15 protein-coding genes and 1 riboswitch are annotated in these 15646 nt (G+C 72.3%); of the genes, 11 read left to right on the forward strand and 4 right to left on the reverse strand.

The window, feature by feature from the left end:
• Nucleotides 1-142 precede the first annotated feature (142 nt).
• Nucleotides 143-318, forward strand: a riboswitch (M-box (ykoK) riboswitch).
• A 281-nt stretch (nucleotides 319-599) separates the two neighbouring features.
• The 5 genes from FHX73_RS15010 (at nucleotide 600) to FHX73_RS15030 (ending at nucleotide 6639) form a co-directional block, all read left to right on the forward strand.
• Complete coding sequence (locus FHX73_RS15010; protein ID WP_145905483.1) at nucleotides 600-2243, forward strand: NRAMP family divalent metal transporter; 1644 nt, start codon at nucleotides 600-602, stop codon at nucleotides 2241-2243.
• A gap of 205 nt (nucleotides 2244-2448) precedes the next feature.
• A complete protein-coding gene (gene aroA / locus FHX73_RS15015; RefSeq protein ID WP_145905484.1) occupies nucleotides 2449-3693 on the forward strand; it encodes a 3-phosphoshikimate 1-carboxyvinyltransferase in 1245 nt (414 codons plus the stop codon).
• Between the two features lie 465 nt (nucleotides 3694-4158).
• Nucleotides 4159-4821, forward strand: coding sequence for a DUF4097 family beta strand repeat-containing protein (locus tag FHX73_RS15020; RefSeq protein WP_145905485.1), 663 nt, complete (start codon nucleotides 4159-4161; stop codon nucleotides 4819-4821).
• 76 nt (nucleotides 4822-4897) lie between these two features.
• Complete coding sequence (locus FHX73_RS15025; RefSeq protein WP_145905486.1) at nucleotides 4898-5863, forward strand: ATP-binding cassette domain-containing protein; 966 nt, start codon at nucleotides 4898-4900, stop codon at nucleotides 5861-5863.
• The gene (locus tag FHX73_RS15030) at nucleotides 5863-6639 is read left to right on the forward strand and encodes an ABC transporter permease (RefSeq protein ID WP_145905487.1); all 777 of its coding nucleotides are present in this window, start codon (nucleotides 5863-5865) and stop codon (nucleotides 6637-6639) included. The genes FHX73_RS15025 and FHX73_RS15030 overlap by 1 nt, the downstream gene beginning before the upstream one ends.
• A gap of 137 nt (nucleotides 6640-6776) precedes the next feature.
• On the opposite strand, the gene FHX73_RS15035 is transcribed toward FHX73_RS15030, so the two are convergent.
• Nucleotides 6777-7199, reverse strand: coding sequence for a hypothetical protein (locus FHX73_RS15035; RefSeq protein WP_145905488.1), 423 nt, complete (start codon nucleotides 7197-7199; stop codon nucleotides 6777-6779).
• A 124-nt stretch (nucleotides 7200-7323) separates the two neighbouring features.
• Here FHX73_RS15035 and FHX73_RS15040 point away from each other — a divergent pair, with 124 nt between their 5' ends.
• The 3 genes from FHX73_RS15040 (at nucleotide 7324) to FHX73_RS15050 (ending at nucleotide 9524) form a co-directional block, all read left to right on the forward strand.
• The gene (locus FHX73_RS15040) at nucleotides 7324-7770 is read left to right on the forward strand and encodes a PPOX class F420-dependent oxidoreductase (protein WP_145905489.1); all 447 of its coding nucleotides are present in this window, start codon (nucleotides 7324-7326) and stop codon (nucleotides 7768-7770) included.
• A gap of 57 nt (nucleotides 7771-7827) precedes the next feature.
• A complete protein-coding gene (locus FHX73_RS15045; protein ID WP_145905490.1) occupies nucleotides 7828-8232 on the forward strand; it encodes a DUF3224 domain-containing protein in 405 nt (134 codons plus the stop codon).
• Between the two features lie 536 nt (nucleotides 8233-8768).
• Nucleotides 8769-9524: a LysM peptidoglycan-binding domain-containing protein gene (locus FHX73_RS15050; RefSeq protein ID WP_145905491.1), complete on the forward strand. Its 756-nt coding sequence runs from the start codon at nucleotides 8769-8771 to the stop codon at nucleotides 9522-9524.
• Between the two features lie 138 nt (nucleotides 9525-9662).
• Here FHX73_RS15050 and FHX73_RS15055 read toward each other — a convergent pair whose 3' ends face one another.
• Nucleotides 9663-10463 (reverse strand): ABC transporter ATP-binding protein, encoded by an 801-nt coding sequence (locus tag FHX73_RS15055; protein ID WP_145905492.1) that lies wholly within the window; start codon nucleotides 10461-10463, stop codon nucleotides 9663-9665.
• Nucleotides 10464-10677: 214 nt separating this feature from the next.
• Between FHX73_RS15055 and FHX73_RS15060 the strand changes: the two genes are divergently transcribed.
• Nucleotides 10678-12297 carry a protein kinase domain-containing protein gene (locus tag FHX73_RS15060; protein WP_145905493.1) on the forward strand — a complete coding sequence of 540 codons (1620 nt, stop codon included), beginning with the start codon at nucleotides 10678-10680 and terminating at the stop codon, nucleotides 12295-12297.
• A gap of 73 nt (nucleotides 12298-12370) precedes the next feature.
• Nucleotides 12371-13333 carry an MmcQ/YjbR family DNA-binding protein gene (locus FHX73_RS15065; RefSeq protein WP_145905494.1) on the forward strand — a complete coding sequence of 321 codons (963 nt, stop codon included), beginning with the start codon at nucleotides 12371-12373 and terminating at the stop codon, nucleotides 13331-13333.
• Here FHX73_RS15065 and FHX73_RS15070 read toward each other — a convergent pair.
• Nucleotides 13317-14666, reverse strand: a complete 1350-nt coding sequence (locus FHX73_RS15070) for a hypothetical protein (protein ID WP_211786201.1) — start codon at nucleotides 14664-14666, stop codon at nucleotides 13317-13319. The two genes, FHX73_RS15065 and FHX73_RS15070, sit on opposite strands and share 17 nt — an antisense overlap.
• Before the next feature lie 186 nt (nucleotides 14667-14852).
• Entirely contained in the window at nucleotides 14853-15122 is a 270-nt protein-coding gene (gene tatA / locus FHX73_RS15075) for a Sec-independent protein translocase subunit TatA (RefSeq protein WP_145905495.1), read from the reverse strand.
• A gap of 260 nt (nucleotides 15123-15382) precedes the next feature.
• Here tatA and FHX73_RS15080 point away from each other — a divergent pair, with 260 nt between their 5' ends.
• On the forward strand, nucleotides 15383-15646 hold the full coding sequence (locus FHX73_RS15080; protein WP_145905496.1) for a hypothetical protein: 264 nt from the start codon (nucleotides 15383-15385) through the stop codon (nucleotides 15644-15646).

Consider the following 15646-nt stretch of genomic DNA (forward strand, 5'->3'; position numbering starts at 1 on the left):
TCATCGGCCGCCGTCCGGGCTCCCCCACCCGCGATGCGTTCCGTGTCACAGGTCAAGGTTTGGTAAATACGTCAAGGAGGGGTGACGGGGGACGCTACGCTTGACGAGGTTTACGGCGCGTTCGCCGCGAACCGGAGAATCGAAGGCACCTCGTTCGGTGAGGCGTCTTCACGGACACAGGCCACTGATCCCAACCGTCGAGAGACGCTCCGGATCAGGACAGATCTTCCCGACCTAAGGGTTGATCCCAAGTGGCTTCCGGCCGTTGCGCTGGATCACGCCGTGGAGTGCCAAAGCTCTGACGAGTTGGGGTGTACCTGCCTGCCCGTGGCGGGTTGGTCCGCTCCTTGCCGTGCTGTCATGCGCCATCGCGCGCACCGGCCGGGAGGAGGCGAGAGACATGGATTGCAGTAGTCCGGGCCACAGTTGCCCCTACCCCCGCCTGTCCTCGTACTCCTACGGCACGCGGTAACCACCTTCTCTGCGCCTTCGTCCGACACGACGTCAGTTCGTGCTGCCCGGACGGCCCTCGCAGGGCGGATTGCTGCTGCGTGCCCCCGAACTCCCCCTGACGCAGAGGGGGCTGAGGGAGGTTCACCATGACCGACACCATCACCACCACGAACCCGACGCCGCACGCCGCCGTCCTGGACGACGCGCACATCGGTGACATCAAGGGTGCTCTGGGCACCATTCGTTTGGACGACGACGCTCCGCGCAAGGGGTTGTCGGCGAAGTTGAAGACGTTGCTGGCCATTGTGGGGCCGGGCCTGATCGTGATGGTCGGGGACAACGATGCGGGTGCGTTCTCGACGTACGGTCAGGCGGGGCAGAACTACGGCACGAGCCTGCTGTGGACGCTGCTGCTGCTGGTTCCGGTGCTGTACGTGAACCAGGAGATGGTGCTGCGCCTGGGTGCGGTGACCGGGGTGGGGCACGCCCGGCTGATCCTGGAGCGGTTCGGGAGGTTCTGGGGCGCGTTCAGTGTGATCGACCTGTTCCTGTTGAACGCGTTGACGCTGGTGACGGAGTTCATCGGGGTGACGCTGGCGGCGGGGTACCTGGGGCTGCCGAAGGTGGCGTCGGTGGTGCTGGCGGCGGCGATCATCATCGCGTCGGCGTTCACGGGTTCGTTCCGGCGGTTCGAGCGGATCGCGGTGGCGCTGTGCGCGGGGTCGCTGCTGCTGGTCCCGATCTACTTCATGGTGCACCCGAGGACCTCGCAGATGGGCCACGACTTCGTGGTGCCGAACATGCCGGGCGGTACGGGGCAGTTGGCGACGGTGATGCTGCTGATCATCTCGATCGTGGGTACGACGGTGGCGCCGTGGCAGCTGTTCTTCCAGCAGAGCTACGTGATCGACAAGCGGATCACGCCGCGGTTCATGAAGTACGAGAAGGTCGATCTGTGGATCGGCATCGTGATCGTGGTCGTGGGTGCGGCGGCGATGATGGGGTTCACGGCGGCGGCGTTCGCGGGCACGGACGGGTTCGGGCAGTTCTCGGACGCGGCCGGGGTGGCCAGGGGGTTGGAGGCGCACGCGGGCAAGCTGGTGGGTGTGCTGTTCGCGATCGCGCTGCTGGACGCCTCGATCATCGGTGCGTTCGCGGTGTCGCTGTCGACGGCTTATGCGATCGGTGACGTGTTCGGGATCAAGCACTCGCTGCACCGGGGGATCGGTGGGGCGAAGGGGTTCTACGCGGTGTACGCGGGTCTGGTGTGCGCGGCGGCGGGGATCGTGCTGGTGGCCTCGGACCACACGCTGGGTCTGTTGACGCAGGGGGTGCAGGTGTTGGCGGGGGTGTTGCTGCCGTCGGCGTCGGTGTTCCTGCTGTTGCTGTGCAACGACCGTCAGGTGCTGGGGCCGTGGACGAACGGGCCGAAGACGAACGCGTTCACGTCCGCGGTGGTGGGTGTGCTGGTGACGCTGTCGATCATCTTGACCGCGTCGGTGCTGTTCCCGGACATCTCCTCGGGCGCGATCCTGGACATCATGGCCGGCTGCGGTGTGGTGGGTGTGCTGGCGGCGGGCTTCGCCTTCACCCGCAAGCGCACCGCGACCAAGGAGGACCCGATCGACCGTACCGGCCGGGACACTTGGCGGATGCCGCCGCTGGAGACGCTGACGATGCCGGTGATGTCGACGGGTCGCAAGATCGGCATGGGGGCCCTGCGCGGGTACCTGTTCATCGCGATGATCCTGGTCGTCATCAAGCTGGTGCAGTCCGCCCTCGCCCACTGAGGCCCGCCACGGCCGACGGGTCACGACGGCGCCCACCCCTGTCAACGGGGTGGGCGCCGTCGCTCGTTGGTGGGAGGGTGCGCTGACTGCCTGTCGCACGGGCTGTCCAAGATCCGAATATTCATCCGGCGCGGGCGGCGCAGCGGCTAGCGTGGTGGGATCCCGGACACCGCACGCGGCGCAGCGCGCCGGCAAGGAGCCTGTCATGAGTTCGAGCGCCACCGTTGCCCGTGCCCGGATACCCGGATCGAAGAGCATCACCAACCGGGCGCTGCTGCTGGCTGCCGCGGCGCAGGGCGAGACGCTGCTCGGGGCGCCGCTGGTCAGTGACGACACCCTGGCGTTCCGGGACGGGCTGCGCGAGTTGGGTGTGGTGATCACCGAGACGGCGGACGGCGACTGGCTGGTCGATGGGCTCGGCGGGGGGCCGCGCGGGCGGGCGAGCGTGTGGTGCGCCGATGCCGGGACGGCCGGCCGGTTCCTGCCGGTCTTCGCCGCGGCCGGTTCGGGTGAGTTCAACTTCGACGGCTCCGAGCAGCTGCGGGTCCGTCCGCTCGGCCCGCTGGTCGGGGCGGTGGAGGCGCTCGGCGCCCAGGTGCTGCCGGGCGAGGGCGGCGGCCTGCCGCTGCGGGTGCGCAGCACGGGGCTGCGCGGCGGCGAGCTGGTGCTGGAGTCCGGCACCAGCAGCCAGTACCTGACCGGGATCCTGCTCTCCGCCCCGCTGATGCACCGTCCGCTGACGGTCCGTGCGCCCGGCCTGGTCTCCAAGCCGTACGTCGACATGACGCTGGCGATGATGCGTCACTTCGGCGGCGAGCCTGCGGTCGGCCCCGACGGCCGGATTCAGGTGGCCGCCGGCGGCTACCGGGCCCGCGACCTGCGGATCGAGCCGGACGCCTCGACCGCCTCCTACGTCTTCGCCGGCGCCGCCGTGGCCGGGCGCTCGGTGACCGTGCCCGGGCTGGGCCGGGACAGCCTGCAGGGCGACCTGCGGTTCGCCGAGGTGCTGCGGCTGACCGGTGCCGAGGTGGAGATCGGCCCCGACGCCACCACCGTGACCGGCACCGGTGAGCTGCGCGGTGGGTTCGAGGTCGACATGGGGGACATCTCGGACACCTTCATGACGCTGGCCGCGATCGCCCCGCTCGCCGACGCGCCGATCACCATCACCGGCATCGGCCACGCCCGGCTCAAGGAGTCGGACCGGATCGCCGCGATGGCGACCAACCTGCGCGCCCTCGGCGCGACGGTCACCGACGGCCCGGACTGGATCACCATCACCCCCGGCCCGCTCCACCCCGCCGAGATCGCCTGCCACCGCGACCACCGGATCGCCATGTCGTTCTCGGTCCTCGGCCTGCGCTCGCCGGGCATCACGCTGGACGACCCGAACTGCGTGAGCAAGACCTTCCCCGAGTTCCACCAGGAGTTCGCCCGCCTCTTCGGCTGAGGCGAGTTGAGGCCGGCTGACGTGAGCTGAGCTGAGCTGATCGGACGGGCGCGCGGGCTTGGAGCCTGCGCGCCCGTCCGCGTTTCGTCGAGCACCGCTGGGCGCTGAGCGCCCGATCCTCCGTCCCCGGCCGGCTCGTAGGCGCGGGTCGCCCTGTCGACCGCCTACTCGACCCGGCCGGTTCTCCGCATGCCCCGGGCCAGGGCGGTGAGCATCTCGCCGACGGCCGCGCCCGCCGCCACGGACGGTGCGGCGGATAGCGTTCACTTCCAGTCCATTGCAATGAAGGTCGTCGCGAGCGTTGCATTACTTTCAGGTCTACTGCAATGAAATTCCGTCATCTACCTGCACTGATAGGGATTCAGCGCAACAAGCTCGTTGTCAAAAGATGGAAAGCAACGTAGCGTTTCACTCATCAGAAACGGCGGGCCGACAAGGGCCCGCCGCAACGAACAGGAGCCCCTGATGAGCACCTTCGCCACCCCCGCCCCGGTCACCGCCGTCATCGAGATCGCCGCCGGCCGCGTGCAGCTGATCGCCACCGAGCGCACCGACACCGTCGTCGAGGTCCGCCCGGCCGAGGCCGGCAAGGGCCGCGACGTGAAGACCGCCGAGCAGACCCAGGTGGACTGCACCGACGGTCTGCTGCGGATCCGCACCGCCACCCCCAAGAACCCGCTGCTGGGCGGCGGTTCGGTCGAGGTCACCGTGCACCTGCCGGCCGGCTCGCGGATCGAGGGCAAGTGCGCCGCGGTCGAGCTGCGCACCGTCGGCCGCCTCGGCGAGGTGGTCTTCGAGGGTGCCTACCGGGAGACCAGCGTCGAGGAGGCGGCCGGCCTGCGGCTGACCGCGGTCGGCGGCGACGTCGAGGTCGGACGACTGGGCGGCGCCGCCGAGATCAGCACCTCGTGCGGCGACATCCGGGTCGCCGAGGCCGCCGCTGGCTCGCTGGTGGCCCGCACCCAGAAGGGCGACATCACCGTCGGGGTCGCGACCGGCGTCTCCGCCGCCTTGGACGCCCGCACCACCTTCGGCGCGGTCGCCAACTCGCTGAAGAACGACGGCAGCACCGCGCTCCGCATCAGCGCCACCACCTCCTGCGGCGACATCACCGCCCGCAGCCTCTGATCCCCAGCCTCCGATTCGCAGCCCCTGATTCGCAGCCTCTGATCCGCAGTCAGCCCACTCCTGAGGAGCAGCAACCATGACGAACCTGGCCATCGCGGTGGACGGGCTCCGCAAGTCCTACGGCGACAAGGTCGTGCTCGACGGCCTGGACCTCGCCGTCGCGGAAGGCACGATCTTCTCCCTGCTCGGTCCGAACGGCGCCGGCAAGACCACCACCGTGCAGATCCTCTCCACCCTGATCCGGCCCGACGGCGGCACCGCTCGGGTGGCCGGCCACGACCTGGCCCGCCGGCCGGACGACGTGCGCGGGGCGATCGGCGTCACCGGCCAGTACTCGGCCGTGGACAAGCTCCTCACCGGCGAGGAGAACCTGCTGCTGATGGGCGACCTGAAGCACCTCTCCCGCCGGGACGGCAAGCGCAAGGCCGCCGAACTGCTCGAACGCTTCGACCTGGTGGAGGCGGCGGGCAAGCCGGCCAGCACCTACTCCGGCGGCATGCAGCGCCGGCTCGACCTGGCCATGACGCTGGTCGGCGACCCCCGGCTGATCTTCCTGGACGAGCCCACCACCGGCCTCGACCCGCGCAGCCGCCGGGGCATGTGGGAGATCGTGCGGGAGCTGGTCGCGGGCGGGGTCACCATCTTCCTCACCACCCAGTACCTGGAGGAGGCCGACCAACTCGCCGACCGGATAGCGGTGTTGGACGGCGGTCGGCTGATCGCCGAGGGCACCGCCGAGGAGCTCAAGCGGCGCATCCCCGGCGGCCACGTCCAACTCACCTTCGCCGAGCCGCAGTCGCTCGACGCCGCCCGCGAGCTGATCGGCACCGGCACCGCCGACCCGGAGGCGCTCACCCTCCAGGTGCCCGGCGACGGCGGGGTGCGCGCGGTCCGCGAACTGCTCAACCTGCTCGACTCGCGCTCCATCGACGTGCAGCACATGAGCGTCCACACCCCCGACCTCGACGACGTGTTCCTCACCCTCACCGGCCAGCAGAAGACCCAGAAGACCCAGCAGACGCAGAAGACGGAGAGCAACTGATGAGCACCCTCGCCCTCGCCGTGCGCGACTCGAACACCATGATCCGGCGTCAGTTGAAGCGCATCCTGCGCTACCCGTCGATGACCGTGCAGCTGGTCATCACGCCCGTCATCATGCTGCTGCTCTTCGTCTACGTCTTCGGCGGCACGCTCGGCGCCGGCCTCGGCGGCGGGCGCGGCACCTACGTCAACTACGTGCTGCCCGGCATCCTGCTGATGTCGGCCGCGATGGCCGCGACCGGCACCGCCGTGATGGTCGCCACCGACATGACCGAGGGCATCATCGCCCGCTTCCGCACCATGCGGATATCCCGGGCCTCGGTGCTCACCGGGCACGTGGTCGGCAGCGTCGTCCAGCAGGTGCTCGGCATGGCCGTGGTGATCGGCATCGCCCTGGCGATCGGCTTCCGCCCGCACGCCTCCCTCCTCGACTGGCTGGGCGCCGCCGGACTGCTCACCCTGCTCGCCGTCGCGATCACCTGGCTGGCCGTCGCCCTCGGCCTGAAGTCCCCGACCCCCGAGGCCGCCAGCAACGCGCCGATGCCGCTGATCCTGCTCCCCTTCCTCGGCAGCGGCTTCGTCCCCACCTCCTCGATGCCCACCGTGCTCCGCTGGTTCGCCGAGTACCAGCCCTTCACCCCGGTCATGCAGACCGTCCGCGGCCTGCTGCTGGGCACCCCGATCGGCAACAACGGGGTGATCGCCCTCGCCTGGTGCGTCGGGATCGGCCTGGTCTCGTTCCTCTGGGCCAAGGCCACCTTCAACAAGGCGGCCTGATCGGATGAGCAGGCCGGACAGGGCCGTCGGACCACAGGGTCCGGCGGCCCTGAGGCTTTTCCAGGAGCGGCGGGCGGGGAGAAGGACGGTCCGGTGCGAGCTGAAGGTCCCCACCGATCAGCTCGCCGGACGACCGCTCAGTGGTGGTGGCGGGGCGTGAGCTCCGGCATGAACCAGACGCCGAGCAGCGCGCCCAGCACGATGATGGCGGTGGCCCAGTAGAGGGGGCCCCGGGGGATGGTGTCCTTGTCGGGCCTCCGGCCGGTCTTCGCCTCGTAGTGGGCGGCCAGGCGCATGGACCGGCGGCAGGCGAGCAGGGCGAGGGTGAACCCGAGCGTGAAGATCACCGTGGCCGGCAGCATCTCGGCCATGCTCGACCGGTACTTGTACGCGAAGGCCGGGTCGGACAGCCACATCAGTGCCCCGGCGACGCAGATGCGGATTCGCTGCCACGTGGTGGCCATCAACGGCAGGTTGCTGACCAGGTAGACGGCGGTCGTCACCACCAGCAGTACGCACCAGGCGGCCAGCGGCAGGTGCGGCGCGGCAGGCAGCGGCACGGTCCTTCCCCTCGTTCCTTCCAGGATCTTTACCTATACATTACCTTCTCTTATGAAGATCATTTACTTCATTCATTCCCGGATTCCCCCACCGCGGCACCAACTCGCTTGGTACTGTCCCGACATGACCGCGACCTTCGACGAAGTCGTCCGCGCCCGGCTGCGAGCCCCGAACATCTGGTACGTCGGCACCGTGTTCGCCGACGGGGCTCCGCAGGTCAGCCCCATGTGGGTGGACCTGGAGGGCGAGGGGGAGCTGCTGTTCAACACCTCGGCGGGGCGGGTGAAGGAGGAGAACCTGCGGCGCGACCCGCGCGTCTACCTCTCGCACGCCGACGCCGCCGACCCCTTCGACCGGGTGCAGATCAGCGGCGTGGTGGCCCGGTTCGTCGAGGGCGAGGAGGCGCGGGAGCGGATGGACCGGCTGGCCCACAAGTACCTGGGCGTCGAGCGCTACGAGTGGCTGATGCCGGGGGAGCGCCGGGTCGCGGTGATCGTGCGGCCGACCAAGGTGCGGCACATCGTCGGCGTCGAGCGGTTCCGGCCCGGCGGTCCGGTCCCCATCGGTTAACGCGCCGGGGGCGAGGTCGACCACGAATTGACACCGGTCGTCGCTACCGTGAGCCGCATGAGAGCCAACGGCACCTTCACCGTCCTGTCCTTCACGCCCGCCGGAGTGGGGCCCGAGCCGGCGGTGGCCACCAACCTGCCGGTGGGGGTGGCCCGGATGGAGAAGCGGTTCGAGGGGGAGGTCGCGGGACGGTCGGCGACGCTGTTCACGGCCGCGTACGACCAGGAGACCGGAGCCGGGACGTACCTGGCGATGGAGTCCTTCGAAGGGGAGTTGAACGGGCGGGCGGGCGCCTTCAACTTCGTGCACTCGGCGAGCACCACGGGGAGCGACCGGCTCGCGGAGTTCTTCACCATCGTGCCGTCCAGCGGCACGGGCGGGCTGTCGGGGATCGCGGGCGGCGGCGGGCTGGCCGTGGAGCAGGATGGGACGCACCGGATCTGGTTCGACTACCAGCTCTGACGAGGGGGATGGGGGTGCAACTCCCGCCGCGGAGCGGGAGTTGTGGCCCGGGTCACCAGGCCGGCCGGGGGCTGTGGGCGCGGTCACGGCGGGGATGAGAGCCGGATAAAGGTCGGCGCCGGGCCGTGTCGGGTCGGCTGCGCAGCGTCCACCTGTGCCCGGCTTCACATCGGCGGTGGGTGACCCGGGGGTCACGGAGTGCCGAACCGGGTGGGCGGAATGTCCGTGCTACGCGCGTAGATAAGCTCGCCGAGCCGCCCCGTACCCGCGGAAACCGGGCGCTGAGCTGGGGCGATCCGAAAGTGGTTGATCCGGGGCCGGTGGGTTCGTAGCTTCGTTCGTGTCGGAGCAACCGAGCTCCACCCGGGATCCACCCCAGCGGCCCTGTCCGCCTGGTGGGTGGGCCGGAACCCGCGCAGCGCACCGCACGGTGCGCCGAGCGCTTCCCTCCCCCGCGAGGCACCTGCGCAACGGTGTCGGTCCTTGGCCGACCCTTGCCGCCTGCTGCCTCTCCCGGGCCCCTCGAAAGGCGATCCATGAACCTCCGCAACAAGCCCGCGACCACCAGCACCGACCAGACCACCGGCCGTCGCCGCGCCCGCACCGCGGTGCTGCTCGGCGCCGTCGCCGCCGTGCCGCTGATCGGTGTGGTCGCCGCCAACTCGGCCTCCGCCGCCTCCGTCTCCACCTGGGAGAAGGTCGCCCAGTGCGAGAGCACCGGCAACTGGTCGATCAACACCGGCAACGGCTTCTACGGCGGTCTGCAGTTCACCCCGTCCACCTGGGCGGCCTACGGCGGCACCGCGTACGCGGCCAGCGCCGACCAGGCCACCGAGGCGCAGCAGATCTCGGTCGCCGAGAAGGTCCTGGCCGACCAGGGCCCGGGTGCCTGGCCGGTCTGCTCCGTGCAGGCCGGGCTGACCGCGGGCGGCGCGCCGGCTTCGGTGGACACCTCCTCGGCGTCCTCCGCTTCCTCCGCGAGCACCTCCTCCGCCGCGCAGACCCAGACCCAGACCCAGGCCCCGGTCCAGCAGCAGTCGGCCCCGGTCCAGCAGTCCGCCCCGGCCCAGGCCCCGGCGCAGCAGCAGTCCGCCCCGGCGCAGGGCGGCTCGCAGCACCACCGCCACGGTGCGAACCAGGGCGGCGGCAGCTACACCGTGCAGGCCGGCGACACCCTGAGCAGCATCGCCGCCGCGCACGGCACCGACTGGGCCAGCCTGTACGCGAAGAACACCTCCGTCATCGGCGGCAACCCGGACGTGATCTACCCGGGCCAGACCATCACTCTGTGATCGTCGCCCACTGATCACTCCCCAGTGACCAACACCCTCTGACACCTCGTCGGCTGTCCCACCCGACGAGGTGTCGCCCCGGCCCGAGCGGGGCGCCGATGTCCGCGGCGTCCCGCTCGGGCACACCCGTGTCCGCGGTCAGCGCGCCGGCCGCGCGGCCCGGGCCGCCCAGCGGCCGTCCTCCCGGGTGATCCGCACCGGGTGGTCGAAGCAGGCGCTGATCAGCTCGGTGGTCAGCACCCCGTCCACCGGTCCCCGGCCGACGCACTCGCCCTCGCGCAGCAGCAGCGCGTGCGAGGTGGAGGCGGGCAGCTCCTCCAGGTGGTGGGTGACCAGCACGCTGGCCAGTTCGGGGTGCAGCCGGCGCAGTTCGTCCAGGCTGGAGAGCAGTTGCTCACGGGCGGTCAGGTCGAGCCCGGTGGCGGGCTCGTCGAGCAGCAGCAGGCGGGGCTGCGGCATCAGCGCGCGGGCGATCAGGGTCCGGCCGCGCTCGCCCTGGGAGAGGGTGGTCCAGGCGGCGTCGGCGCGCCGGGTCATGCCGAGGGTGGCGATCAGCGCCTCGGCGTGCTCGCGCTGCTCCGCGGTCGGCCTGCGGAAGGGGTCGGGCTCGATGCTGTTGGTCAGGCCGGTGAGCACCACCTCGCGGACCGTCAGCGGCGAGCTCAGGGGGTGACGGGGGTTCACGTGGCCGAGGTGGGCGCGCAGTTCCCGCAGGTCCACCCGGCCCAGCCGGCGGCCCAGCACCCGCACCACGCCGCGGGTGGGGTGCGAGACGGCGCCGAGCATCGCCAGCAGGGTGCTCTTGCCGGCGCCGTTGGCGCCGAGCACCGCCCAGTGCTCGCCCGGCGCGATGGTCAGCGAGACGTCCCGCAGCAGGTGCCTGCCGCCCCGCACCACGTCGACCGACTCGGCCTGCAGGACCGGTTCCGCGCGGGTCATTCGGGTGCCTCCGGTGTGCTGGATCACTGACGGACGGGTCTGGCACGCTAGCAGCGCTTCGTACCAGCCCTGTGACCGTTCCACAGGGCGGACTGGGTCCCCCAGGACTGCGCCGCTACTCTCGCTGGTGCCCCGCTCGATCCCACGGTCGACGGGCCGGTCCGTCGCGGCGGTCCGGGGCTCGGGGGCGGCGAGGGAGTGAGGAGCGGGGCCAGTGATCGGACGAGCGCTGAACGGCCGTTATGAACTGGTCGGCACCATCGGGGCCGGCGGCATGGCGACCGTCTACCACGGCGTCGACCGGGTGCTCGGCCGCCCCGTTGCGGTCAAGATCCTCAACGGCGGCCTCGCCGAGGACCCGCGGTTCGCCGAGCGGTTCAGCCGGGAGGCGCAGCACGCGGCGATGCTGGTGCACCCGCGGATCGCCATGGTCTTCGACTCCGGGATGGACCAGGGCTCCCCGTACATCGTGATGGAGCTGGTCCGGGGCCGGGCGCTGAGCTCGCTGGTGGCCGAGGCCGGGCCGATGCCGATCGAGCGCGCGGTCGGCATCGCGGCGGCGGTCTGCGAGGCGTTGGAGGTGGCGCACGCGGCCGGCCTGGTGCACCGCGACATCAAGCCCGGCAACGTGATGATCACCGACGACGGCGGCGTGAAGGTGGTGGACTTCGGCATCGCCCGGGCCAACGCGGCCGGCGGGCAGCAGCTCACCCAGACCGCCACGGTGCTCGGCACCGCCGCCTACCTCTCGCCGGAGCAGGCCACCGCGGCCGAGGTGGACGGGCGGGCCGACCTCTATGCGCTGGGCTGCGTGCTCACCGAGATGCTCACCGGGGAGCCGCCGTTCACCGCGGACACGCCGGTGGCGATCGCCTTCAAGCAGGTCACCGAGGAGGCGCCGCCGGTCAGCCTGCTCCGGCCGGAGGTGCCGCCCGCGCTGGACCACGTGGTGGCCCGGCTGCTGGCCAAGCGCCCGGCCGACCGGCCGGCCTCGGCCGCCGCCGCGCGGGCCGAGCTGCTCGCGGCGGTGCCGGTGAGCGGGGCGGTGAACCGCACCTCGGAGCTGCTGGCGATGTCCGCTTCGGACGGCGACCGGACCGCGGTGCTGCCGCCGACCGCTGTGCCGGACGGCTTCGGCGGCGCACCGGACGGGTTCGGTGGCAGAGCGAACGGCTTCGGTGGCGGTGCGGGCGGCTTCGGGGGAGGGCCGGCGCCGACCTCGCTGCTGGCCGCGCTGCCGGAGGAGTCGGCGGACCGCCCGGCGCCGGCCCGCTCCAGGCGCACCATGGCGCTGCTGCTGGGCGGTGCGGGCATCGCGGTGGCGGCGGTGGTCGGCGTGCTGGTGCTGGCCGACTCCGGCTCCTCGAAGGCCTCCTCGAACCCGCCCGCCGCGGCACCGGCCGGGGCGGCCACCACGGCGCCGACCGGCGCGGGCACGCCCGGCGGAGCCACGACGGCGCCGTCCGCGGCGAACTCGGCGCGCCCGACCCCGGGGACCCCGGCGGCCGAGGTCGCCGCGCTGCGCGCCGACGTGCAGGGCACGACGATGCCGAAGGACCGTCAGGCCCCGCTGGTGAAGACCCTGGACGCGGCCGAGGCCGCCCTCGCCGCCCAGCGGCCCGACCAGGCGGTGCAGGCGCTGAAGGCGGCCCAGCGCCAGGTCCGCGACCTGGCCAAGAAGCACACGGTGGACGGGCCGACCACGGGTGCCTGGCAGCGCCAGCTCGGCACGGTCATCGGCCAGTTGAGCACGGCCGGCGGCGGCACCGACGCACCGGGCGGCGGCGCCGGCGGCGGGGACAACGGCGGCGACGGCGGGGACAACGGCAACTGACGGCGCGCCAGTTGCACCACCCGTCGCGGCAGTGCCAGTCTGTGCGCGGTACGGCCGAGCGGGAGGGGACGGCATGGGCACCGTCGAGCAGGTCAGGTCGGTGGCGCTGCGACTGCCGCGCACCGAGGAGCACCTGGTGCGGGACCGGGTGAAGTTCCGGGTCGGCCGGATCGTCTACCTGGCGCTGTCACCGGACGAGACGCTGCTCGGCTTCGCCTTCCCGCGCGAGGAGCGGGCCGCGCTGCTGGCGGCCGAGCCGGAGAAGTTCCTGCCGCCGGTGCCGTCCGACGAGCGCTACAACTGGCTGCGGCTGCGCCTGGCGGCGGTGTCGGACCAGGAACTCGCCGAGATCATCGAGGACGCCTGGCGGATGGCGGTGCCGAAGAAGCTGGCCGCCACGGTCGGCGCCCTGCCGGCCGGCCCGAGCCTGGCCGAACTGCGGGCGGCGGCAACGGTCTTCGCGGGCTACCCGGTGGACGAGGGGTGGCAGCGCTGGGTGGCCGAGACGGCGCCGGCCGCCGACCTCGGCCTGGCCGAGCACCGCACCGGGCTGCACCGCTGGCTCAACTCCTGGGGCTGCCGCATCCGTTACCCGCGCCCGGGCGAGCCGGACCTGCTGGCGGACGGGCTGGCCGACTGGTGGGCCGGGCACGGCGCGGCGCTCCCGGACCAGCCGCTCTCCCAGCTGACCGACCAGCAGATCGACGCGCTGGCCCGGGCCTACGGCGCGCTCCAGGCGCTGCCGGCCGGCCCCACCCGCACCCTCGGCCCGACCGCCGCCGCCAAGGCCCTCTACGCGCTGCGCCCGGCCGCCGTGATGCCCTGGGACGCGGCGATCGCCAAGCACCTGCACGGCGACCGGGACGCCGCCGCCTTCGCCCGCCACCTGCGCTGCGGCCGCGCCTGGGCCCGCGCGGTGCTGGCCGAGTCCGGGGTGCCGGAGGCCGAGCTGCCGGCCGCGCTGGGGCGCGGCGGGGTCAGCCTGGCGAAGGTGCTGGACGACCACCTGTACGTGTCGATCACCGCGGCGGGCTGAGGGGGGAGGCGCCGCCGCCGCGTCGCGGGTGGGCGCCGCGCCCACCCGGTTCGTCCAGGAACTCCACCACCGCGAGCACCGCGACCAGCGCCACTGCCAGCCAGATCAGCACCACCCCGGTCGGATAGCTCCAGGTCAGCAGCACCACCACGGCGCCCAGCACCGCCCCCCAGCAGAGCCACGCCTTCGCCCGGTGGACGAACCGCCCGACCGGCCCGAGCCGCAGCCCCAGCCGCTCGGCGGTCCGGCGCACCGCCGCGATCCCGGCCCGCCACAGCGCCCGCACCGAGCGGGCCCGGCGCCCGTACCCGCTCAGCCAGGCGCCCAGCGCGACCAGCGCCCCGAGCACCAGCAGCAGTCGCACCCCGGCGTGCAGGTAGCGCGCCAGCGCGTCGTAGACCGCGCCCGCCGCCGCCTGGTCCACGCCGGCCGGCAGCCGGTCCAGGTAGATCGGCCGGAACAGGTCCAGCCCGATCCCGAGCGCGCCCGCGCCGGCGGCCATCGCCAGCGCGGTGGTCACCAGCGCCCGGCGCCGCCGGCCGGCCGCCAGCACCCCGCCGGCGGCCAGCAGCACGGTCACCACCGGCAGCCAGAAGCCGGCCAGTTGGAGCAGCCGGAGCAGCGTGCGCACCTTGCCGATCTGGTCGGAGGTGATCAGCACGTACTGGGTGTGCACGGTCGGGATCTTCGCCGCCAGGCCCAGCCCGTTGCTCACCAGCTGGGCCTTCACCTGGTCGACCAGCGGGGCCAGGTCGAGCGTCACGGTGTTCCCGGTGACCCGCACCGCGCCGCCGCCCTCCCCGGTCAGCGCCTTGTCCAGGGTGTCGTGCGCGGCCCGGTTGGCCTGGAGCCACAGCCCGGCGAAGGCGTCGCTGGAGACCACGCCGGCCACCTGGCCGCGCACGAAGCCGGCGATCCCGTCGGTCAGCGTGCCGCCCAGCGCGTTCAGCAGCGGGCCGATCAGCGGGTGGTCGGCGACGGGCAGCTGGTTGAGCAGCGAGTCGACCGGCAGGTACTGCACCAGCTGGTCGGTGACCGCGTTGGTGACGGCGGACTGGACGGCCGGGTCGCGGGCCAGCGGGGCGACGGTGGCCAGGTAGCGGTCGGTGTCGGTCAGCTGCGACCTGGCCCAGACGGCGACCACCGACACCGGGGTCAGCACGGCGGCCAGGGTGATCAGCACGGCGGAGAGCAGCGCGAGCAGGCGGCGCCGGGGCGGCTGCTCGTGGCGCTCCAGGGCGGCGACCCGGCCGCGCAGTTCGGCGAGCTCGACGGCCTCGGGCCCGACGGGCCGGTCGGGCGGGGGTGAGCTGCTGGGCGGTTGGCTGGCCATCAGCCCAGGAGATACCACCACAAATCGGGCAGCCACTCGATCGCTCGGCCGAATGCCCGGGCCGGGTTCGCCGGCCCGGCGGCCGCTGTGCGGAAGGTCACCCCGGCCGACCACGCGCCCGGGCGTGGCGAAGCCCCTGACCGGTCGTCGGACGACGGCGGATCAGGGGCTGCGGAGCGCGGTGCCTCAGGCGGTGGTGTTGGTCTTGGTCGCGTCCTCGGCCTTGGTCATGTTGGCCGGGGCGACGGCGGCCCGGGGCTGGTCGGCGGGGGTCGAGTTGGCGGTGCCCTCGTCCGACCCGCCGTCCTCGCGCATGGCCTTGGTCTCGGCCTTGAGGATGCGCATGGACTTGCCGAGCCCGCGCGCCATCTCCGGCAGCTTCTTCGAGCCGAACAGCAGGATGAGGACAGCCAGCACCACCAGGAGGTGCCAGGGCTCCAGACCGTTGCGGAACATCCCTGACCACCGGTCCCTTCGGTTTTCTCGCCGTTTGCAGAGTCGGACGGGCCGCCCGATATCGCCAGTATGCCTAACCGGGAGCCGGATCGTATACACCGCCCGGGAAACGGTGGTCAAAGAGGCGGTGACGGGCTACGGTGCACCGATTGTCGGACAGTGTGGTCTATACCACGAACGGATTGACGCCAGCGGAGGGTCGACCACGGTCGGACCCGCTCGGGGTGCGGCCCCGCACCGCGCGTCCGATGGTTGGTCACATGACGATCAATCAGCGGGTGTTCGCGGGCTTCCAGCCCAACCGGAAGATGATCAGTGCGGGCCTGGTGCTCGGCGGCGCGGGAGCGGTGGCCGGGATGCTCGGCACCGTGCTGATCGGCGTGGCGCTGGCCACGGCCGGCCGGGGCTGGCTCCAGCAGCTGGAGACCGCGCCCACCGAGCGGGCGGCCCGCGCGCTGGCCCAGGCCCGGGCCGCCTCGCAGGCCGGCCTGGACGCCTGGCGCAACGCCGCCCCCGCCAACTGA

Source organism: Kitasatospora viridis (assembly GCF_007829815.1).
GTDB lineage: Bacteria > Actinomycetota > Actinomycetes > Streptomycetales > Streptomycetaceae > Kitasatospora > Kitasatospora viridis.